General features: G+C 35.4%; 19 protein-coding genes and 1 riboswitch. Of the genes, 17 read left to right on the top strand and 2 right to left on the bottom strand.

Annotation, left to right across the window (positions count from 1 at the left end):
• The first annotated feature begins 96 nt into the window (after nt 1-96).
• From AC4BB7_RS14950 to AC4BB7_RS14935, 4 genes are all read left to right on the top strand, one after another.
• A complete protein-coding gene (locus AC4BB7_RS14950; RefSeq protein WP_086314254.1) occupies nt 97-813 on the top strand; it encodes a DUF1003 domain-containing protein in 717 nt (238 codons plus the stop codon).
• Nucleotides 806-1,342: a GrpB family protein gene (locus AC4BB7_RS14945; protein WP_086314253.1), complete on the top strand. Its 537-nt coding sequence runs from the start codon at nt 806-808 to the stop codon at nt 1,340-1,342. The genes AC4BB7_RS14950 and AC4BB7_RS14945 overlap by 8 nt, the downstream gene beginning before the upstream one ends.
• Nucleotides 1,343-1,351: 9 nt before the next feature.
• Nucleotides 1,352-1,810, top strand: coding sequence for a GNAT family N-acetyltransferase (locus AC4BB7_RS14940; RefSeq protein WP_490483552.1), 459 nt, complete (start codon nt 1,352-1,354; stop codon nt 1,808-1,810).
• A 480-nt stretch (nt 1,811-2,290) separates the two neighbouring features.
• The gene (locus AC4BB7_RS14935) at nt 2,291-2,722 is read left to right on the top strand and encodes a hypothetical protein (protein ID WP_086314251.1); all 432 of its coding nucleotides are present in this window, start codon (nt 2,291-2,293) and stop codon (nt 2,720-2,722) included.
• 160 nt (nt 2,723-2,882) lie between these two features.
• On the opposite strand, the gene AC4BB7_RS14930 is transcribed toward AC4BB7_RS14935, so the two are convergent.
• Nucleotides 2,883-3,218, bottom strand: a complete 336-nt coding sequence (locus tag AC4BB7_RS14930; RefSeq protein ID WP_490483551.1) for a hypothetical protein — start codon at nt 3,216-3,218, stop codon at nt 2,883-2,885.
• 317 nt (nt 3,219-3,535) lie between these two features.
• Here AC4BB7_RS14930 and AC4BB7_RS14925 point away from each other — a divergent pair, with 317 nt between their 5' ends.
• From AC4BB7_RS14925 to AC4BB7_RS14875, 11 genes are all read left to right on the top strand, one after another.
• Nucleotides 3,536-4,225 (top strand): winged helix family transcriptional regulator, encoded by a 690-nt coding sequence (locus AC4BB7_RS14925; protein ID WP_490483550.1) that lies wholly within the window; start codon nt 3,536-3,538, stop codon nt 4,223-4,225.
• A gap of 326 nt (nt 4,226-4,551) precedes the next feature.
• Complete coding sequence (locus AC4BB7_RS14920) at nt 4,552-7,908, top strand: isopeptide-forming domain-containing fimbrial protein (RefSeq protein WP_490483549.1); 3,357 nt, start codon at nt 4,552-4,554, stop codon at nt 7,906-7,908.
• A gap of 21 nt (nt 7,909-7,929) precedes the next feature.
• Nucleotides 7,930-8,283, top strand: coding sequence for an LPXTG cell wall anchor domain-containing protein (locus AC4BB7_RS14915; RefSeq protein WP_490483548.1), 354 nt, complete (start codon nt 7,930-7,932; stop codon nt 8,281-8,283).
• Nucleotides 8,280-9,089, top strand: coding sequence for a WxL domain-containing protein (locus tag AC4BB7_RS14910; protein WP_086314246.1), 810 nt, complete (start codon nt 8,280-8,282; stop codon nt 9,087-9,089). Before AC4BB7_RS14915 ends, AC4BB7_RS14910 begins: the two co-directional genes overlap by 4 nt.
• Before the next feature lie 51 nt (nt 9,090-9,140).
• Nucleotides 9,141-9,914 (top strand): WxL domain-containing protein, encoded by a 774-nt coding sequence (locus AC4BB7_RS14905; RefSeq protein WP_490483547.1) that lies wholly within the window; start codon nt 9,141-9,143, stop codon nt 9,912-9,914.
• Between the two features lie 113 nt (nt 9,915-10,027).
• Nucleotides 10,028-11,098 (top strand): WxLIP family cell surface protein, encoded by a 1,071-nt coding sequence (locus AC4BB7_RS14900; RefSeq protein WP_086314244.1) that lies wholly within the window; start codon nt 10,028-10,030, stop codon nt 11,096-11,098.
• A gap of 78 nt (nt 11,099-11,176) precedes the next feature.
• On the top strand, nt 11,177-11,839 hold the full coding sequence (locus AC4BB7_RS14895; protein WP_086314243.1) for a hypothetical protein: 663 nt from the start codon (nt 11,177-11,179) through the stop codon (nt 11,837-11,839).
• 12 nt (nt 11,840-11,851) lie between these two features.
• Nucleotides 11,852-12,550, top strand: coding sequence for a signal peptidase I (gene lepB, locus AC4BB7_RS14890; RefSeq protein WP_490483546.1), 699 nt, complete (start codon nt 11,852-11,854; stop codon nt 12,548-12,550).
• A 150-nt stretch (nt 12,551-12,700) separates the two neighbouring features.
• Nucleotides 12,701-12,842: riboswitch (SMK box riboswitch) on the top strand.
• Nucleotides 12,840-14,027 (top strand): methionine adenosyltransferase, encoded by a 1,188-nt coding sequence (metK, locus tag AC4BB7_RS14885; RefSeq protein WP_086314242.1) that lies wholly within the window; start codon nt 12,840-12,842, stop codon nt 14,025-14,027. It overlaps the preceding riboswitch by 3 nt.
• 545 nt (nt 14,028-14,572) lie before the next feature.
• Nucleotides 14,573-16,036, top strand: coding sequence for an MDR family MFS transporter (locus AC4BB7_RS14880; RefSeq protein WP_490483545.1), 1,464 nt, complete (start codon nt 14,573-14,575; stop codon nt 16,034-16,036).
• A 244-nt stretch (nt 16,037-16,280) separates the two neighbouring features.
• Nucleotides 16,281-17,069: an alpha/beta hydrolase gene (locus AC4BB7_RS14875; RefSeq protein ID WP_086315726.1), complete on the top strand. Its 789-nt coding sequence runs from the start codon at nt 16,281-16,283 to the stop codon at nt 17,067-17,069.
• Nucleotides 17,070-17,120: 51 nt separating this feature from the next.
• Here AC4BB7_RS14875 and AC4BB7_RS14870 read toward each other — a convergent pair whose 3' ends face one another.
• Entirely contained in the window at nt 17,121-17,768 is a 648-nt protein-coding gene (locus AC4BB7_RS14870) for a TetR/AcrR family transcriptional regulator C-terminal domain-containing protein (RefSeq protein ID WP_086315729.1), read from the bottom strand.
• Nucleotides 17,769-17,993: 225 nt separating this feature from the next.
• Here AC4BB7_RS14870 and AC4BB7_RS14865 point away from each other — a divergent pair, with 225 nt between their 5' ends.
• Together AC4BB7_RS14865 and AC4BB7_RS14860 are read left to right on the top strand one after the other, a co-directional pair.
• Nucleotides 17,994-19,715, top strand: coding sequence for an ABC transporter ATP-binding protein (locus AC4BB7_RS14865; protein WP_086315727.1), 1,722 nt, complete (start codon nt 17,994-17,996; stop codon nt 19,713-19,715).
• On the top strand, nt 19,708-21,477 hold the full coding sequence (locus AC4BB7_RS14860; protein WP_490483544.1) for an ABC transporter ATP-binding protein: 1,770 nt from the start codon (nt 19,708-19,710) through the stop codon (nt 21,475-21,477). The genes AC4BB7_RS14865 and AC4BB7_RS14860 overlap by 8 nt, the downstream gene beginning before the upstream one ends.
• Nucleotides 21,478-21,664: the final 187 nt, after the last annotated feature.

Genomic DNA, 21,664 nt, shown 5'->3' with positions numbered 1-21,664 from the left:
TTTAGTCATATTAATATCTGAAATTGCTTTCTCGTTGTATGATAAGATTATAAAAAAGATCTATTGATATCAAATAAGAAAGAGGAGTGGAGTCGATTGGTTAAACATGCACATGATAAACATGTTGATAATAACGAAATACTGTTAAAAAATGTGGAAGAAGAAATTCGGCAATTTATTTTAAATCAACGTCCTGATTTAACAGAGGATTCAGCAGTTTTTTTCCCAGAGCTTTTAAATTACCGTTTAGACTATATAAAGACAATGATCAAAAGTGATTCACAGACCATGGAGAAGCTGAATGAAACAATCGTTCAAAATATCAAAGACAATGAGACGATTTCCAATAATCTAAATACGACTGTGGAGAAAAATTTGACATTAGGGCAAAAAACAGCTGATAGTATAGCAAAATTTGGGGGAAGTTGGCCATTTATTTTCTTATTTATTGCGGTGTTAGTTATCTGGATCATTATTAATTCGACTCAATTGTTGGGAAAACCATTTGATAGTTATCCATTTATTTTATTAAATTTAGCCTTATCCTGTTTAGCTGCAATTCAAGCACCAGTTATCATGATGAGCCAAAATCGTCAAGAAGCCAGAGATCGGGAACAGGCAAACAATGACTATAAAGTAAATTTGAAAGCAGAAATAGAAGTAAACTTGTTACATGAAAAAATGGATTATCTGATCAATAGTCAATGGCAGCACTTAGTACAGATGCAGCATCTACAAATTGAATTGCTAAGTGAGTTACAGGAACAAATCAATGAATTAAGTGAAAGAAAGCGAGCGGACGAAGATGAGTAGGAAAGTAGAAGTGATAACCGCTCAAAAAAATTGGAAGGAGAAATTTAAACAAGAAAAAATGCTCTTAGAAAGAATTTTTACGAAACAAATAGTCTCGGTCAATCACATTGGTAGTACAGCAATTAGAAATAGTAAAGCAAAACCTGTGATCGATATTTTAATGGTTGTCAAAGAGCTTCAAAAAGTAGATGCATTTGATCAAGTGATGCAAAAAAATGGTTACGATTGTCTTGGTGAAAATGGCATTCCAGAGCGGCGCTTTTTCAGTAAAGGAGGAGCTAATAGAAGCCATCATCTTCATGTATTTCAAGAAGGAAATAAAGAAATCTCACGTCATTTGATATTCAGAGATTTCATGAATGACCATCCACTAGAAGTAATAGAGTACAGCCAATTAAAACTAGAATTAGCGAATCAATTTCCTTATGATATTGATTCGTATTGTAATGGAAAAGATGCTTTTATCAAAGAAATCGATGTAAAAGCAAAGATATGGTATGATAAAAAACAAAACGACAATAAGATTTAGGAGAATAACATGAATGATCATCAGGCAACCAAAAATGAGTACGATAAGCTCGTAGAAATTTGGGCACGATCTGTAAAAAAAACACATGATTTTTTACAAATAGAAGATTTTGAAAGGATCAAAAGAGACCTACCAACCTATTTTCCGCACCTAGATGTAAGAGTTTGGGCGGATGACAGTGAGATTATTGGTTTTTCTGGCGTAGATGGAGATAAATTAGAAATGCTTTTTCTGGATCCAATATTTATTGGCAAAGGCTATGGTAAACAGATAATAAGGACTTTACTTAAAGATAGTGCTATTCAATTTGTTGATGTCAATGAACAAAATCAGTCTGCAAGAGCATTCTATCAAGCGATGGGGTTTGAGGAAATGGCTAGAACAGAAGTTGATGAAGCAGGAAGACCATATCCTATTTTTCATTTAAAAAAAAGAGACCATTCCAAACTGTCTAACTCTGAGAAATAAGCTGGATCATTTTCTTAGGAAATTTTATCCGTTGTTTTTCATTCAAATGCTTCATAAAAAACAATAAAGAATCTATTTTCCCTTTTTTTAGAAAGTTATTATAATCTTGTTGGTGAGTGTTATTATTTCATCTATACATTAATAATGTGTATAATTCTAATTAAGCACTTTATTCAGGTTTTTTATTAGTTCTAATCAGAAAAGCCTCTTATTTTAGAAAAAATGGATAATAAAAAAAATCGGTAAAATAATTTTATAGAAATAATTATATATGAATAAAAAGAGCTTGATTCCCTTGCAAACACTGAGAGATGGGCTTTTTTTTTGTTTAAAAGTAGAAAAAAAATAGACATAGGAATGAAAAAAATGACAAAAAAATTTCAATTTAATAGCATATTACTTGATATAAGAGATTGAGAGATACTATAATAAACATAAGTCAGCGGTTTTAGCTGCTTAGTTATGGGAGGAGAGAGCATTATGTTTAGTTATACAGATATGATTTTGTCAGTAATGCAACGAGTTGAAGTCTACAATGAGATTTTTAATGCCATTTCTAAGGAAGTACAAGAGAACAGCTGTAGTCAAGCCATTAACAGAAGGGGCAAAGATACGTATGCATTTTGCCGAACTAATGTTAATCGATTCTTTGTGGAAGAAGCAAGTTTTAGAAAAAACTTAGTATTTTATGGCGAAAAAGAAGCAACAAAAATCTTGTTAGAAGGCTTAGATACCTATAAAGAAGGAATCTACTTTTGGCTGGAAGCATTAAACGACAAATGTGAAGTAATTGATGAAATCAAATACAAACGTGGGTTAAATAGTACTGAAAGTTCATTTAGATTGATCAACCAAGCCTGTAAAGAAGCTTGTGGTGGTATTCAAAGTGCACATAGCGTACATAAAATGTGATTGAAGACTATCATAATAGGACATGAGATAAATAATATTTAATTTCTTTTTCAAAAAAAACTAGTTAAACGAACTATAGAAGGCAATATCTATTATATGATTTTTATTTCATTCATTTTGTTTAATTAAAATAAAAAAACTAAAATACCAAGACAATTACTTATTGAGTCTTGGTATTTTTTGCTGCTTGTATGAACTTTTCAATCAAGTTATCTAATGCACTATCGATTTCATGGGCATTTAGAGTATCTCTATCTAAAAACAATGGTGGAGAAGAATACATATCAATTAATTTTGTTCCTATTAGCTTAGTTTTATTCAGCGAAACGGTAATTTGAGGATGAGCAATTGTATCTCCGCAAGGGCCAGCTATTAGATAAGCTAACTCCACTGTCCGTTCATCAATCGTTCGAATTCTGTAATAACCATCAATAATAAATCTTTTTTCCTCAGTAAAAATGTTCATTAACTCATCGATCGTTTTTTTTAAAGTCATTTTTGCACTCCTTTTAACTTATTCTATCACACTTTCACTTAGCTGATTAACTTTCAATAAAATTAAAATCAGTGTTATAAACGATATAATTCTGACATAATTCTCAAATATTTAAGTTATATATCAAAAAAGTGATAAAAAAAAGATTGAATTTGTGTAGACTTAGCAATTGAAATGAATTAAACTTATTTTAGTTTTGAAATATATAAAAATTATATCTTATTTATAACTGTTTGCAATTTTTTATGAAAATTAAAATACAAAAGTTTAATAGAGAAGGTCAATTTTCTAACAAAAATTATAAAGGGGAACACCGCATGTACAACATAGGATTTGTCATACTTGGTAACACAGAGGAGCAACAATACATAGAGTCATTAAAAAGTGAGCAGTTAAAGGTAACAGTACTCGATAAAAATGAAGCGATTGAAACAACAGAACAATATGAAGGGATTGTTATCAAGGAACATCATTCGCAAAATATCAGTTCGATTTGTGAGTTGATCATTCTGTTGAAGAAAAATTATGACACCTTTATTTGGGTGATTTCAGAGAGAGCTAATAAAATGAATCATATCGTTTATTTACAACTTGGTGCAGATGGAATACTTGATAATGATCATGAAACGGAAGAGTCAAAATTACTAATGATAAATGCTTTGAACAGATACAATCGGACATATTCAATTACTGAAGAACGTGGAGGAAAATCGAAACCTGATTCGGGAATACAATTACGTCCTTGTAATTTTAGTGTCCTATTAAATGGGAAAGAGATCAGCTTGACAAAACTAGAATTTAAAACTATTGAATTTTTACAGACACAACAAGGTGTAGCAGTTTCTTATGAAGAGATTTACAAAAATGTCTGGGAGAATGAAGGGAATGATAAGCAGTACCGAGTATCGAATTTGATTTTCCATTTAAGGCAAAAAATTGAAAAAGATGCTGCGCATCCTAAATACATTAAAACAGTACGCTCAAAGGGCTATAAGTTAATGGTATAAATTTTTTTCTAATTGAGTAGATACATAAGTATGTCATGGCGGTCGTCCCTAAAAAGACGATGACGGTGACGAAAACAAAATATGTTTTCTCTTTTTTAAGCCGATTGTTGATCATAACAAAATAGAGAAAATCAGTGCTCGTTTACTAATAGCCATATAGAGAACAGGCATTCTCCATGGAATAGTAAAAAGAAATGAGCGCTAATTTTCCCCTGCATTGTGAATGTATCAAAAATTTAGACAATTGGCAAGAAAAATAGAAATAGATTGTATGTTCTTTTAAGACAGACATACAAAAAATTGTTTTGGGGAGGAGTTGAGAATATATGAAAATCGGAAAAAAGTCTTATTTTATTGGACTAGGTCTTTTTCTACTCAGTGTGTTAGTGGTTATTTTATTTAACAGCTCTAACAAAATTAAAGCAGCTGAGGAACCTTTGATAGGGAGTAGTGATTCCTTTAGTTTGTTGAAAACCGAAGAAGATCTGCATAATCAAGAAACGATTACTATATCTCAAATGGAAGCGTATATGGATGGGACTAATTATCTGCCAGCTCAGAAAAAAATTGAGAATAAAATCACTGGAAGCATGACAAATGAACAATATCAAACACAATATGCTGATTTGAATGCTCAGCAAAATCAGGCATGGAACGCTCAATATAATTTCCGACCGGATACTAATGCGGTCCATGTATCAACTTGGGCTGAGTTTAGGTCAGCTTTTGAGAATAATAAAGTCTCAAAAATTATTCTTGATGCAGATATTTATTATGCTACAGCGATTGCTATTTCTAGAGCAGAATCAATTGAAATAGATGGACAAGGACATCTACTTGAGATGAGAAACGGTTCTATCAATGTCGATGATTTAAGTTCTTTGGCAAACTTTGGTAAAGCATTTTCAGATGTACCAGTGTTCCATATGCATGATATCCAAATTGCGAATAATACTGGCTATGGAGCGTTAGAGGGAAACCTTGGAACAGCTTGGTCATTTGTTAATGGTAAAGGTCAATGGGGAACAGGCGGCTCAACTGGTTCAAATAGAAGGTTATGGCGATACAGAATTGGAAATATCTACACTCCTTATGACACTAGCAAAAAAAATGACAACCAACGTGTTGGTGGACGTTTAATCAGTGCTCCTCGTGCTGAGATCAGTATGTATGGATACAATATTATTGTAACAGGTGCAGAAAATTTCTATACAGGTGGAATGACATTTGAACCTAGTACTTTTTATAAAGGTACGAATGCTGAGTATGATTACTCCGTAGTTTGGTTTATGGATAACACTGGTAAAAATGGTGACACTGATTCCACTGGGACAAGGAAGTTTGATATTGGAGAAGGTAGTTTTGTGTATTTAAATTACACGGCTAACGGAACTAATTATCCGGCTGTATATAATTTCTTTGATGAATTAAGGGTTGGGAAAAATGCAACTTATAATGCAAACATGCCAGGATCTGCAGCATACTTTAATGTGGATGATGCTAGTTTTATAGCCGAAGAAGGTTCGACAGTCAATTTGCTTTCTCGTGCGGGCAGCCGTGCTACCGTTCAATCTGGTGCAGTAAATGCTACTAACGCAGGTTCACAAGCGAACCCTAAAAATACGAAATATGAGTTTAAACCGAAATCCAATGTTTTTATTGTTGGGAATAATAATGGCGGGGTAGTTGCCTATAACTCAACAAATGGAGGAAACCAGTTTATATTTGATAGTCCGGAGTCATTTGATATTCGGAATTCGTATAACAGTACAACAACATCAAATGCTTTTCTTGGTGATACTACGTCGAATAGAGGAACAAATAGTTTCACTATAAAAAATTCTGATATATCAATTTGGAACAATCAAGCCGCCATCGATGGTTCTCCAACGTATGATTATTCAAACGTTGCAGATTTCACAGTAACGAATGCTTCTGCTAATGGAGGTGTTACGAGTTCTGATCCAACACTTCAAAGTCAATATATTCGTCCGAATTTTAAACGGATTTCAGGAATGAATAGTACGCCTGAATTAACATGGACACCCGTAACAGATGCAGATTTTGATCAACGCACGCGCATTTTGATTGGGTATACGGCTGTTGGTGGTAGTGATCCGTTTGATGAAGATGGTAATGCTAAAACAAAACCAGTCTATGCAGATAGCGTACGTAAGGCGTATGTCGATTTCACAGATACTCTAGGAAATACCTATACAGGAACAAGTACAGATGATAACTATGTACATTGGAAAAAAGCCAATCACGTGATACCAGGATTTCAACTTGCCAAACAAGATATGTTTGGAACACCTTATCGTGCATCATTTGTCAATAATGTTTTGACTCCTTACCGAATCGGGGAAAAGACGCAAACAACAGTAATTGATGTCACGCCACCTGAACCAGCAGTTGTTACAGGTGGGAAAGTGACCAATGGAATGAAGCAATTGATTGGTAAAGATGCTGAACCAAATGCAAAAATCTACGTTGATCTCAATGGCACACGTCAAACAACTGTAGGGACAGTCAATGAAGATGGTACATGGGCATATAACTTACCTAGATATTTAAATACAGGTGAAACAGTCCAAATTTTCTTAGAAGATAATGCTGGGAAAATTACAGAGATTCTGGATCCTGCTGTACCGTCAACCAATAATACTAATGGAAATATCAATCCAGCAACAGAATTGAAGTATCGTGATGCAACATTTAAACCTGCTGCGAAGTATACCGTGGAGGATGTCTTGCCTGACAAACCGCTGATGGAAAAAACAGTTGTTTCTTCAGGCGGTCAAACCACGCAAGTCGGAGATACTTTGACCTATACACTGACAGCTAAAAATAATAAACCTTCCACTTATACTACTAATTGGGAAAACGTTGTGATTACAGATACGCTTCCAGCAGGTTTAGACTTTGATCCAGAAACAGCAGAGATCAAAATCAATGATCGTGAGGCAATCAGTCCGACTGACTATACGTATGATGCGGATTCTCGTTTATTAACAGTTAATGTAGGGGATTTAGCAACTGGTGTAACAGCCAAAGTGACGTTTAAAACAACGGTTGCTGCTAATGCTGTAGGATCAATCATTACAAACAAAGCAAAAGCCATCGGTGAATCGCCAAGAGAAACACCATTTGTCGAAGGGGCTGTTGATCCAAATGCAAAGCGTGAGACTTATGGAGCAGAATCGCTTGATGTAGATAATCCAGGTGGAGCAGTCTTTGGTGTTTTAGAGTTAGCATCTGCACCGACGGAAATTGATTTCGGCAATGTAAAATACCAAGGGAAAAAGACTCGTATAAATGCTGCCGAACATCATGGCGCTGACCTAATTGTCAAAGACAGCCGAGCTAATAAAAAAGGCTGGTCTTTAACAGCAAAAATGACGACACCAATGACAAGTACAACACCTGATACTCCAACCTATACATTGGATGGAGCACTAAAATATGTCTATAAAAATCGAGAAATCACACTAAATGGTGGTGCTCAAGATATTATGGTTCAAGATGCTGTTGTAGGCGGCGGCATTGAAGGTGCTACTTACAATATTAGTGATACGTGGTCTGAATCTGGAGATGGATTTAAATTTGAGGTTTCTGCTGCCGATGTGAAGACCCTAGGTACTTATCAGGGAGAAATTCTTTGGGAATTGGGCGATACTCCATAAAAGTAAAGGAGATTCTTACGTATGAAAAAAATAATCAGCTTTTTAATACTCTCCTTTGCTTTTGTATTAACGCTAGCAATCAGTAATCCATTGAATGCTGCGGCTAATAATGGAGGAGAGGTGCAGACCAGTGGTGTAATCAGCTTTTACGAAGAGAGTTCTTCAACAGAGCCGTCAAGTACTACTGAACCTTCATCAAGTACTCAGCCATCAACTAGTTCTGAAGCAACTATAAAACCAGTTGGGCGCTACCCAAGTACTGGTGAAATGGTAAAAACGAGTCTTATATTCAGTGGGGCAGCCTTAATCATTATCGGCTTACTACTATTTTTCTGGAAGCGTAAGAAAGAGAAAGAAGGGCGGGATAACACATGAGAAAATTAAAACAGAACATCAAATTTCTCGTTATGCCTGTTGCCGTGATTTCTGCATTAGCTCTGAATAGCGCTAATGCATTCGCAGAATCAGAATCATTGAGCGGGCCTGGAAAAATCAAATTTTCAGGCGAATACCCGCAAGAGATTGTTGATCCAGAAAAACCTGGAGAAATAGTTGATCCTGGAGAAACGCCCCAATTAAAGGGAGATTTAAGAATCGACTTTGTTCCAAAACTGGATTTTTACCAGAATAAAATTTCTGATAAAGACGAAATTTATTACGGAAATGCACAAAATTTCTTTGGTGCAACTAAACCTAGAGGGAATTTTGTACAAGTGACTGACTTGAGACAAAAACCGACAGGCTGGACCTTACAGTTGCGTCAAGAGATGCAATTTACAAACAAAGATACTGAACACAGTGAGATAAAAGGAGCCATGTTATCGCTAGATAAATCTTGGGTAAGTTCAACAAAAGATCTTAGCAATGCTCCTCAACTATCAAAAGAAATCATCAATATAGACAACGTTGGCGCTTCTTATAACTTAGCGCAAGCTAATGCTGGTCAAGGCGGGGGCACATGGACGATTTCTTTTGGGGCATCTGTAGAAAATCAGAACAACCAAAAGAATACGTTGGAACCAAGGCTTGATAAAAATGGGCAAGCAGTTCTTGATCCAGTATTTGATAACAAACCCATCTATTTGAATAAAGCTGTTTCACTATCGATACCAGGAACAACTATTGTTGATCCGGTACCTTATACTACGGTGTTAACTTGGGTATTAGCCGAGTTGCCATAAATAGAAATACAAACACACACACAAACACACAAAAACTAGGAGGAAACACACATGAAAACAAAAACATTATGTTCAGTAGCATTATTAACTTTATTAGGAGTAAGCCTAGCAGCACCAGCTGCAGCTAATGCTGAAGCAAAATCATTACCAACAAACGGTAAAATCAAATTTACAGAAGACAACGATCCTAAAGACGTTGTAGACCCAGAAGATCCAGAAAAACCAGTTGTAGATCCAAAAGAACCAATCATCGTTAACCCAGATCGTGGTTCATTCAGTATTGACGCTGTAACAGAATTAAACTTTGGTGAAGATAAAGTGAAAGCTTTTGCTTCTAACCCAGAATATTTTGCAGCAGCAATTCCAGTAACAACAGCTGATGGCGATGTTACTCGTGGAAACTTCGTACAATTTACAGATGTACGTGGTGTTGCAAACCATAAATACCAAGTAAGTGCACAATTAACAAAACAATTTGAAGCAAATGCAAATACTGGAACATTCTTGAAATCAGCTACAATTGATTACTCAAATGCAGCAATCACATCTGCAGATCCAGCAGCTCAATGGCCAGCAACTACTGTTGCAGGATTCCAATTAGCAGCGGATGCAGCTGGAACAGGTGCTGGTTCATCAGTAGTTGTTTTAGATAACAAAGATGCTTCTAAAGGTATCGGAACATACACAATCGAGTTTGGTCAATACGGTGATGGAACTGCTGATACAACTGCAGAATCTGTTAAATTAACTGTACCAAACACAAACGTTCTATTGGCTGACGAATACACAGCTGAAATCACTTGGACAATCGCTGAAGTATTATAATTTAAACTCAATAATAAGTTAATTATAGAGCATACTTTAAGTAGTCATGTTCAAATAAATGGCGAGACAGAAAGAAAATTTCTGTCTCAGCCTTTTTAAAGAGAGGGATAGCGATGAAGAAAAAGCATCTATTATATTTAGTAGTTACAGTAATTTTAGCTGTGCTTATGCCTATAAAGACATCTGCACAAGACAACAGTAGCGGTAACGCAACTGGATTTACATATGAAACAATCAAGCCGGATAACCAAAAAAGTCAAGATGTCGGCTATTTTGATTTAAAGATGACTCCTGGACAACAACAAAACGTTAAAATCAAAATCAAAAATCTAGCTTCAGAAGAAATAGAAGTTTCAGTCAAACTGAACGGGACAAAAACAAATGCTAATGGAGTTATTGAATATGGGCCAACCACGATCAAGAAAGATAAATCATTAAAATATGATTTTGAGAATATCGTTAAAGCACCAGAAACAGTTAAAATACCTGCAAACGGTGAACAGGATGTCGACATAGAAATAACAATGCCCGAAGCATCATTTGATGGTGTAATCTCAGGTGGGATCCAACTTCAAAAAATCGAAAAAGATGAAAAATCAAAACCAAAGAAAACAGGTGTTATCAACAAATACGCTTATGTTATTGGGATGATTCTTTCAGAAACTGACAAAGAAGTTCAAGCTAATCTTGAGTTAAATAAAGTATATGCAGAATTGAATAATTTTAGAAATACATTTTTTATCAACTTCTCAAATATCGAACCAGCTTATCTCGAAAATATGTCTACACAAGTTCAGATCATGAAAGACGGCAGTGATGAAGTTCTATATGAAACAAAACGTTCTGGCATGAGAATGGCGCCAAATTCATTGATTGATTTTCCAGTTAGTATGGAAGGTGACCGAATGGTTCCGGGAGATTACCGAGCTAAAATTTTAGTAACCTCTGGTGATAAGAAATGGGAATGGGATGAAAAGTTTAAGGTTACCGATGAAGAAGCAGATAAATTCAATAATCAAGATGCTGGTTTAGAAGATGTTCAAACATTCAACTGGCAATTGATTGCAGGAATCGTGGGTGGTGTACTTGTATTAGCGATCATCGTTTTTCTTGTAATTAGAACAATCAATAAGAAAAAGCAAGCGAAGAAAAAGCAAGCAAGAAAAAAGAGACCTAAGAAATAGTGGCTGACGAAGCAGATTCTATTTTTCAGTTTAGACTGAGAGAGCTCTTTCAAACAAAAAAATTATGGAGGTAAAGAAATGACGATATTAGATTGGTTTTTTATTGTTTCTTTGTCCTTGGCAAGCATAGGAATATTGTTTGCAGGGATCTCCTTTTATCTGATGTTTAAAACGAAGAGAGCTTTAGAAAAAGTAAAAAGAACGAAAGTCAAAAAGAAAAAACAGAAACAAAAAAGACGAAAAATCAGAGATCTCAGGAATAAAAGCAAAAAGCAGCGGACATGGGGAATCGTTTTAAGTCTTCTCGTTGTAGTGTCAAGTATAACTGCAGGTTATTCTTTGTATTACCAATCCATGCATTTGAGCCAGAAAGATTCGAAGGCTGTTATTCAAGGCTATTATCTCGTGGAAAATTTTGAGAATGAATTAAAAGAAGCTAAAACAACCGAGAATGACGTAAAAGCAGGGAAAAATATTAAGTTACTCGCAGGGCAACTATCAAGCTATGGTATTTATAAAGCAACGATAAGAAATACAGAACAAGGGCAAAAAGTATTGAATAAATACTATAAATCAATGAAGGAACTAGGGATCAACGTCTCCTCACAAACAGATGGATTTTTCAAAGATGATGCTCTTTTAAATGAATTTGAAGCAGATCTCGCAACAATTAAGAAAAACCAAGCAGCGGTTGTCAGCTACTTCAAAATCAATGAAAAAGCGTTGGTAAATAAAAAATAACTCGGTGATTTTATGGAAAAAGCAACGCATAAAAAAAGAAAAAAGAAACAACCGAATCAAAGGCCGACCTCAAATAGGCAACAAAAGACAATAAAGAAAAAACCACCTATGAAAACAACTAAAGTGCTTAAAAAGCGAAAGAAAATAAATAAGAAAAAAAGAAGATTAAAGAAATTGAATGTTCTTTTTTTAGAAATAGCATTGACTTTGTTTGTGACTTTTGGCGTTGTTTATATTCTTTCCCTTTTTACATTTTCTTTTGCAAGGGTAGAAGGCTATTCTATGAGCGATACACTTGAAGATAATGACGTTGTCGTTGTCAATAAATTAGCAAAAATCAAACGGTTTGATCTTGTTTATATTCGTGTTCCTAATTCTAAAGATAAATCAATTCGAAGAATCATCGGTCGTCCGGGAGAAAGTCTGTACTATAAGAACGGTCAATTGTTTATCAATGAAGAGGAAAAAGAAGAACGTTTTATTGCAGAGTATAAAAATCAATTTGAAAAAGATGGTATGATGTTTACAGATGATTTTACGCTAAAATCATTAACAGGTGAGTCTAGGATACCTAAAGATAAATACCTGGTTTTAGGAGATAATAGACCTTATGCAACGGATAGCCGTTACTATCAGTTGGTAGATGAAAAAGAAATGATCGGTACAGTAGAAATGAGAATTTTACCGTTACATAAATTACAGAAATTTTAATAGTATAATAGAAAACACCTTATTTTTTTAGATTGATAGGTGTTTTTATTTTATAAATTAATCGTTTTTGTACCAGTAACCAAAATACGAAGAGTTTTACTTGAAAAGAATAAAAAGTAAGTTTTTTATTGATAAATCTGTTATACTAATAAGCGTTACAAGTTCCCGAAAGGATTTGTTGTAAAATTGTAGTTTTTTCGCAGAACGATTCTTTTTGAATTGGAAGCGAATGGAGTTGCATTTTATACAAAGATGCCTTGTAACCGAATATAACTAGGGGGAATACATTATGACAGAGAGATATTTATTTACATCAGAATCTGTTTCTGAAGGACATCCAGACAAAGTTGCCGATCAAGTGAGTGACGCAATACTAGATGCGATTTTGGAACAAGATCCACTAGCCCGTGTGGCTTGTGAAACAAGTGTAACAACAGGTTTGGTTTTAGTTTTTGGAGAGATTTCTACCACAGCTTATGTAGATATCCAAAAAGTTGTTCGACAAACATTGAAAGATATTGGCTATACACGAGCTAAATATGGATTTGATGGCGATACTGTCGCAGTTCTTGTGGCAATTGATGAGCAATCACCAGATATTGCACAAGGTGTGGACGATGCACTAGAAACACGTGGTGAAAAAGATACGAAAGATGACATTGGTGCTGGAGACCAAGGCTTGATGTTTGGTTTTGCAGTTGATGAAACACCAGAATTAATGCCGTTACCGATCTCTTTAAGTCATAAACTTGTTCGTCGTTTGACGCAACTGAGAAAAGAGGAAAAGCTTCCTTATTTACGTCCAGATGCAAAATCTCAAGTGACTGTAGAATATGATGAAAATGGTAAACCACAGCGTGTAGACACCGTTGTAATCAGCACACAACATGATGAAGAAGCAACGCTGGAACAAATTCAAAAAGACGTGAAAGCCCTCGTCATTGATGAAGTGATCCCAGCCGAATTATTAGATGAAGAAACAAAATACTTTATAAATCCGACAGGTCGATTTGTTATTGGCGGACCGCAAGGCGATGCAGGTTTGACCGGACGAAAAATCATCGTCGATACCTATGGCGGTTATGCTCGTCACGGTGGCGGTGCCTTTTCTGGAAAAGATGCTACAAAAGTCGATCGTTCTGCAAGTTACGCAGCACGGTATATTGCAAAAAACATCGTTGCAGCTGGCTTAGCTGAAAAAGTTGAAGTTCAACTAGCTTATGCAATTGGTGTAGCACAACCTGTATCGATTTCGATCAATACTTTTGGAACAAGCGAAGTATCTGAAAGCAAATTGATTGCAGCTGTTCGGGAAAACTTTGACCTGCGTCCAGCAGGAATTATAGAAATGCTTGACTTACGTCGTCCAATTTACAAACAGACGGCAGCATATGGTCATTTTGGTCGTACAGACATTGAACTACCTTGGGAGCAGACAGATAAAGTCGATGCAATCAAGAAAAGCTTGATGGAGTAAACGAGGCGGCGCTACTAATGAAAATTAGTGGCGCCGTTTTGCTGTGAAACACTGCGACTGCTGCGCAGAGCAGATGTTGAACAGTACTTGGCGACCAAAGGGAGAGAAGTTACCTTACTAGTGAAACACCAAACGCTGTAATCCCAAGTAACAAATAGAAGTTAGCAACCAAAGTGCTTGAAAGCACCAAACGCTGTAATCCCAAGTAACAAATAGAAGTTAGCAACCAAAGTGCTTGAAAGCACCAAACGCTGTAATCCCAAGTAACAAATAGAAGTTAGCAACCAAAGTGCTTGAAAGCACCAAACGCTGTAATCCCAAGTAACAAATAGAAGTTAGCAACCAAAATGCTTGAAAATACCAAATGCCATAAACCAAACAACAAATAAAAGTCAACAATCAACAAAATTAGTCATGACTAGATTACAGCAAACCTAAAAAATCTGATAGTAATATAAAAGCTCGCAACAGTACCAACAAAACTCTGTAAATGAATTTATAAGTAACTTTATTAAACTAAAAAAATATCAAAAGGATGGAGATACATGGAAAGAAAAACAAATGTCAAACTTGTAACAATCAGCGTTTTCGTTGCAACATTTATGACAGCAATTGAAGGGACGATCGTTTCAACAGCGATGCCGACAATCGTAGGATCATTACACGGTATGGAAATCATGAACTGGGTATTTTCTATTTATTTATTAACAAATGCGATGTTAACACCAATTTATGGTAAATTAGCAGACAAAATCGGACGTAAGCCGATATTCATGATTGGAATTATTATTTTTATTATCGGTTCGTCACTTTGCGGCTTAGCTCAAAATATGATCACCTTGATTATTGCCAGAGCAATTCAAGGAATTGGAGCAGGGGCGATCATGCCAGTTGCTTTGACGATTTTAGCAGATATTTATTCAATAGATAAACGTGCAAAAATGTTAGGTCTGAACAGTGCCGCATGGGGAATTGCCAGTATTTTTGGTCCGCTTGCAGGTGGATTTATTGTAGATACTGTTGGTTGGCATTGGATTTTCTTCATTAACGTACCAATCGGACTTGTATTGATGGGCTTGATTGCTTACTTTTTAGTGGAGCCAAAAAGAGAGAAATCTAAAGTACCAATGGATATCTTAGGTAGTGTTCAGCTGATGTTTGTTTTATTAACGCTACTATTAGGTTTTCAATTAATTGGTGATGGCGGTTTTGATTTAAAAGTATTCCTATGCTTGGGAGCATCTGTTTTATTTTTCATTGGCTTTATTTTTGTGGAAAAAAGAGCAAAAGATCCAGTGATTGATTTGATGCTGTTTAAAAACTCTACTTTTGTGATTGTTAATATTGTAGCGGCTTTGATCAGTGGATTTTTGATGGGGGTAGAAGTGTATATCCCAATGTGGATGCAAGGTGTGTTAGGAAAAAGTGCAGGAATCGGTGGACTTGTTTTAGCGCCAATGTCGATTTTATGGATGGTTGGCTCCTTTGTTGCCAGTAACCTAATGGAAAAGCACTCAACGAAAAAAGTACTGACGATTGGTTTAAGCATTACGCTATTGGGTGGTATTTTCTTAGTGTTAGTTCCAGCAACGATTTCATTTGTTTGGTTCTTCGCCATTTCGTCTGTTTTAGGAGTTGGTTTTGGGATTACAATCACAACCACAACTGTGACTGCTCAAAGCAGTGTAGATCCATCTGAGATGGGAGTTGCAACGTCATTCAATACATTAGCTAGAACGATTGGTCAAACCTTGATGGTGTCGATTTTTGGTGTCATCATCAATGCTGTAACAACTTCAGAATTAGCGAAAAGTACATTGAAAGTTGACTCAGATGTGATGAATCAGCTTGTTAACCCACATACAGCTAACACGATTCCGGCAGATTTATTAAAACCATTACGCGGTATGTTGTATGCTGGACTTCATAATGTGTATCTAGTTGGAATTGGCTTGATCATACTTGCGATTATTTTAAATATAAGTGTTAAAAAGAAACTTACGAACTAGAGGAGTCGTTATTTCTTTATAAAAAATGACAATAGAATACGAACATTTGACATAAAAAGTTCATATTTACTTTGTATGATATGGATATACCAAAAGCAAACAACTTAAGTAATGTTTTTTTCATTTTTAACTCCTCCTCTGCTCGTTCTTCTAAGAAGAACGAGTTTTTTTGTTTTATATATTTAGTCAAAAAATAATCATTTTAGTGCTACAATAATAGAAAACAGAAAAAGAGGGATGTTGTATGGCTTTTTTGCAAGCGAGTATTTATTCAAATGTATTAGAAATGGAAGTATCAGTGAACGTAATTTTGCCTCAAAAAACAGAGAAAAAAATCGGTACAGCAACAAAAGGAAACGAAACAGATGTCCCTGTTATGTACTTACTTCACGGAATGGGTGGAAATCATAGTGTATGGGAACGACGAACATCGATAGAACGTTATGTCTCAGATTTAGGCTTAGCTGTGATCATGCCATCTACAGATCTTGGGTGGTATACGGATACGACCTATGAAATGAACTACTGGACATTTATTTCTGAGGAATTACCAAATATATGTCATGAGTTATTTCCACAATTGACAACAAAAAGAGAAAAAACATTTGCGGTAGGACTTTCAATGGGGGGATATGGGGCTTTAAAACTTGGATTAGCTAAACCAGACAACTATGGAGCCGTGGCATCCTTATCTGGTGCCGTGAATCTTGCTGACAGAATAGAAGATTTATTAGCAATTAAAGGAAGAAAGTTTTGGGAAGGAATTTTTGGTCCTCTAGAAAATGTCCAAGGATCGATCAATGACCCAATGTTTTTACTTGAGCAGCTTGTTTCAAGCGGGGAACATGCACCAAATATATTTCTTTGCTGTGGGGAAGAGGACTTACTTTTACATGGAAATAAAAGAATGTCTAATGCATTGACCTCACATAATATAGAACATAGATTTGAAACAGGACCTGGCAATCATGATTGGGTCTTTTGGGATGCCTGGATTCAACGAGTATTAGAATGGTTGCCGTTAGAGAAATAAAAATTAAAAGCGCAGACAAAAAAATGTCTACGCTTTTTTTCGTATTTACTATTAGACAAACGTATCCAAGCCATTTAAAAAGACGCGTAATGTTTTCATAAAAAAATCTTTTTGTTTTTCTTTTTGCCGATATTGAATACTTTCGCTAATATTTTTCAGCTCATGTTCTTGAACATATTGCTTCATCAAAATAATTTGCTTTTTCAAGTAGTCATCACCAGCCATGACTTTATTATATAATTTCTTTTCTTCCGAAGAGTCCATCAGCATGCCGAACAGCAAGTGTTGTAAAGAAGTGATTGTCATATAACTTAATTCTATCGAAAATCCAGCCTCATTCAGAATCCCCAGGATCGCATCAAGATTTCTTAGTCGCGATGGATAAGAAGGAATCGTTTGAATTTCGATTTCGATAGCGCAAGGGTATTGCTGGTATAGTTCATAATAATTTTCCATATAAGCATAGATTGTTTCTTTCCAGTTTTCTTTAGGTTTAGGAGCTACAAAATGATTTTCTATCTCTTCGGCCATACTTTGAAGTAATGCCTGTTTATTTTCTACATGCCAATAAATTGCTGGGGCTTGGATGTTAAGTTTTTGAGCGACTTTACGCATGGATAATTTTTCTAGTTCAGGGTTTTCTCTTAATAATTGAAATGCAGCCTGAACGATTTTTTCTTTTGATAATTTTTCTTCCAAATTTCTCATCCTTTTATATAAAAAATAGAAGCTAACTCCTTGAATTTCGTTTCTAAAAATGGTAAATTGTTATGCAGCCTAATTTTACAGTGTTAAGTTTGTGAAGTCAATGAAGGAGAACGTACCTCATTCACCTAGCTATTATCACATCATAACACTAAATGATCGTTGAAAGTTGCACAATGAATCAAGTAAGGCTAGTTTTACAAAGAAAGTTGGGATTACATGAGTATTATTATGGAACATGTCAAAAAGTACAAGTTGGAAGTTACCATAGCATTGATTAGTGTTGTTGTCATGGTCATGTCGGCTTTATGGCAGCCTAAACTATTACAAAAAGTTTTAGAAGCAATTATTAAAGATGATAAGAGTCAAATGAAAGAACTTGGATTATATCTGATCGGCATCGCTGGTCTAGGCTTGATTGCAGGGGTATTCAATACGATTTATTCTGCAAAAGTCGCACAAGGTGTCAGTGCGGATATTCGCGAAACAACATTTCGTAAAATTCAAACCTTTTCATTTGGAAATATTGAAGAATTTTCAGCTGGGAATTTAGTAGTTCGTTTGACGAATGATGTCACTCAAATCCAAAATGTGATCATGATCGCATTACAGTCGTTATTTAGGATTCCGATTCTATTTATTGGTAGCTTTATCTTAGCAATGATGACCTTGCCGCAATTGTGGTGGGTGATCGTTCTATTAGTTGTCGCTGTCTTTATTATCACGGCATTATCGTTTTCTCAAATGGGTAAACATTTTATGATCATTCAAAAGTTGATCGATAAAGTAAACGGCTTGGCAAAAGAAAACCTGTTAGGGATTCGCGTAGTTAAATCATTTGTTCAAGAGAAAAATGAATTAACTCGTTTCACAAAAGTTAGTGAAGAACTGACAAAACATAACTTGATTGTGGGAACACTTTTTTCTGTGATGATCCCTTCATTTATGTTGGCAGCTAATCTAGCGGTTGTAGGTTCGATTTTTCTTGTTAGTAATTTAGTGAAAGATGATCCGACTGTTATTGGTAGTATTGCGTCATTTATGAGCTATTTGATGCAAATCATGATGGCAATCATTATCGGCGGAATGATGATGATGATGACTTCGCGTGCTGCAGTTTCGATTAAACGTATCAAAGAAGTGATGGATACTGTTCCAGCACTCACTTATAAAGACGTGCCGGAACAAAACTTAGATGGTAGTGTTGTATTTGATCATGTTAGTTTCCGATATCCAGGGGATGAAACTGATACGTTGAAAGATATTTCATTTTCTATCAAACCGGGTGAAATGATTGGAGTCGTTGGTGCCACAGGTGCTGGTAAGTCAACATTGGCACAATTGATTCCTCGTTTATTTGATCCTTCTGAAGGAACCGTGGAAGTCGGCGGAGTAGACTTGAAAAACGTGAATGAACATAGCTTACGTCAAGCAGTTTCATTTGTTTTACAAAAAGCGATTCTCTTCTCAGGTACGATTTCACAAAATTTACGTCAAGGTAAAAAAAATGCCGATGAAGCTGATATGGTTCATGCGACTGAAATCGCTCAGGCAAAAGAATTTATCGAGAAATTAGCATTGCGATATGAAGCGCCAGTGGCTGAACGAAGCAATAATTTTTCAGGTGGGCAAAAGCAGCGTCTATCTATTTCACGAGGTGTGATTGGCGATCCTAAGATTTTGATCTTGGATGATAGTACTAGTGCTCTTGACGCTCGCTCAGAACGTTTAGTTAGAGAAGCCTTAGACAACGATCTTAAAGAAACAACAACGATCGTGATTGCACAAAAAATCTCTTCTGTTGTTCACGCTGACCGTATTTTAGTTTTAGACAAAGGTCAATTAGTGGGCGAAGGCACTCACGAAGAATTGGTGAAAACAAGTCCAATCTATCAAGAAATCTACGAAACACAAAAAGGAAAGGATGATAATAATGACTGATTTAGTAAGAGCAAGTAAATTCTTTTTTCATTATTTAAAGCGTTACAAACTTTCCTTCTTGTTTATCTTTGTGACGATCGTCATTGCAACGTATTTACAAGTTAAAGCACCACAATTTGTTGGTGAGGCCATCCAAGAATTGGCCAATTATGTGGGCGCTTTGATGCAAGGAACAGATGATAAGAGTAAGTTTATGGATATTATCTGGAAGCTACTGATTTTTTATGTGTTGACTAGTGCTGCTAACTTTATCTACAGTATCTTATTTACACAAGTAGTTGGTAAATCAACGAATCGGATGCGTATCGGCTTATTTAATAAATTAGAAAAACTAACGATTCGTTTCTTTGACTCTCATCAAGATGGTGAGATTTTAAGCCGTTTCACTAGTGATTTGGATAATATTCAAAACAGTTTAAATCAGGCATTATTGCAAGTGATGACAAATATTGCGTTGTTTGTTGGAATTTTGATCATGATGTTCCGTCAAAATGTCCAGTTAGCTTGGGCAACGATTGCCTCTACCCCAGTAGCTATTTTGATTGCAGTAGTTGTTATTAGCAAAGCTCGTAAATATGTCGATATCCAACAAGATGAAGTTGGAAAATTAAATGGATATATGGATGAAAAAATCAGTGGACAACGTGTGATCATCACAAATGGTCTGCAAGAAGAAACAATCGATGGTTTCTTGGAACATAACGAAACTGTGCGTAAAGCGACATTTAAAGGACAAGTTTATTCTGGTCTACTATTTCCAATGATGCAAGGAATGGCTCTGGTAAATACAGCTATCGTGATTTTCTTTGGTGGTTGGTTGGCATTGAATGGCAGCTTGGAAAAAACAGTGGCTTTAGGCTTAGTTGTAACATTTGTTCAATACTCTCAACAATATTACCAACCATTGATGCAGATTTCTTCTGGGTACAGTATGATTCAGTTAGCGATCACAGGAGCTCGTCGCTTGAATGAAATGTTTGATGAGCCAGATGAAGTCAATCCAAAAGATGGGAAACAAATTGAGGGTATCAATGAGTCCGTTTCCTTGAACAATGTTGATTTTGGTTATGACCCAGAAGTACCGATTTTAAAAGATGTTTCAATTAATGTAAGCAAGGGTGAAATGGTTGCTTTAGTTGGGCCAACAGGCTCAGGTAAAACAACTATTATGAATCTATTGAATCGTTTTTATGATGTAAATAGTGGCTCAGTGAGATTTGATGGAATGGATATTCGGGAAATTGAATTAAGTAGCTTACGAAACCACGTCGGTATCGTTTTACAAGATTCGGTTTTATTCTCTGGAACGATTCGTGCTAATATTGCTTTTGGTAAACCCGAAGCGACTGAGGAAGAAATCATTGAAGCTGCTAAACAAGCGAATATTCACGAATTCATCATGGAACAAGAAAAGGGTTATCATACTGAAATCTCTGAGGAAAATAACATCTTCAGTACAGGACAAAAACAATTGATCAGTATTGCTCGAACGATCATCACTAATCCATCATTATTGATTCTGGATGAAGCAACTAGTAACGTAGATACTGTAACAGAGGCGAAAATCCAAAAAGCAATGGATGAAGCAATCAAAGGAAGAACTAGCTTTGTTATTGCACACCGATTGAAAACAATTTTGAATGCAGACCGTATCGTTGTTTTAAGAAATGGTGAAGTGATCGAAGAAGGTAGTCACCATGAATTGTTGAAACAAGAAGGATTTTATTCAGAACTTTACCATAATCAATTTGTATTTGAGTAAAAGAGCTAAAATAAAACAAACTAGTTTTCTTTACTAATACAAGATTGTCCAAAAATGACTTGATTCTTTTATTACAGGAGGATCAAGTCATTTTTTTTGTCATACAAACTAACATATCAGATTGCTCAATAAAGAGATAGAATTCAGGGTATATTTGTTTTATATTTTAAAAATATTTTATTTATAA

The sequence above is a fragment of the Enterococcus sp. AAFC-DPL-5182 genome, from assembly GCF_058216605.1.
Note: the sequence above shows the minus strand (reverse complement) of the source record. Positions and strands in the feature narration are given on the sequence as shown.

Coding starts and splice junctions, on each gene's coding strand:
- AC4BB7_RS14925 (WP_490483550.1), top strand. CDS start 3,536: ATGTACAACATAGGATTTGTCATACTTGGTAACACAGAGGAGCAACAA.
- metK (WP_086314242.1), top strand. CDS start 12,840: ATGACAGAGAGATATTTATTTACATCAGAATCTGTTTCTGAAGGACAT.
- AC4BB7_RS14900 (WP_086314244.1), top strand. CDS start 10,028: ATGAAGAAAAAGCATCTATTATATTTAGTAGTTACAGTAATTTTAGCT.
- AC4BB7_RS14910 (WP_086314246.1), top strand. CDS start 8,280: ATGAGAAAATTAAAACAGAACATCAAATTTCTCGTTATGCCTGTTGCC.
- AC4BB7_RS14935 (WP_086314251.1), top strand. CDS start 2,291: ATGTTTAGTTATACAGATATGATTTTGTCAGTAATGCAACGAGTTGAA.
- lepB (WP_490483546.1), top strand. CDS start 11,852: ATGGAAAAAGCAACGCATAAAAAAAGAAAAAAGAAACAACCGAATCAA.
- AC4BB7_RS14905 (WP_490483547.1), top strand. CDS start 9,141: ATGAAAACAAAAACATTATGTTCAGTAGCATTATTAACTTTATTAGGA.
- AC4BB7_RS14895 (WP_086314243.1), top strand. CDS start 11,177: ATGACGATATTAGATTGGTTTTTTATTGTTTCTTTGTCCTTGGCAAGC.
- AC4BB7_RS14860 (WP_490483544.1), top strand. CDS start 19,708: ATGACTGATTTAGTAAGAGCAAGTAAATTCTTTTTTCATTATTTAAAG.
- AC4BB7_RS14930 (WP_490483551.1), bottom strand. CDS start 3,218: ATGACTTTAAAAAAAACGATCGATGAGTTAATGAACATTTTTACTGAG.
- AC4BB7_RS14945 (WP_086314253.1), top strand. CDS start 806: ATGAGTAGGAAAGTAGAAGTGATAACCGCTCAAAAAAATTGGAAGGAG.
- AC4BB7_RS14880 (WP_490483545.1), top strand. CDS start 14,573: ATGGAAAGAAAAACAAATGTCAAACTTGTAACAATCAGCGTTTTCGTT.
- AC4BB7_RS14940 (WP_490483552.1), top strand. CDS start 1,352: ATGAATGATCATCAGGCAACCAAAAATGAGTACGATAAGCTCGTAGAA.
- AC4BB7_RS14915 (WP_490483548.1), top strand. CDS start 7,930: ATGAAAAAAATAATCAGCTTTTTAATACTCTCCTTTGCTTTTGTATTA.
- AC4BB7_RS14865 (WP_086315727.1), top strand. CDS start 17,994: ATGAGTATTATTATGGAACATGTCAAAAAGTACAAGTTGGAAGTTACC.
- AC4BB7_RS14875 (WP_086315726.1), top strand. CDS start 16,281: ATGGCTTTTTTGCAAGCGAGTATTTATTCAAATGTATTAGAAATGGAA.
- AC4BB7_RS14920 (WP_490483549.1), top strand. CDS start 4,552: ATGAAAATCGGAAAAAAGTCTTATTTTATTGGACTAGGTCTTTTTCTA.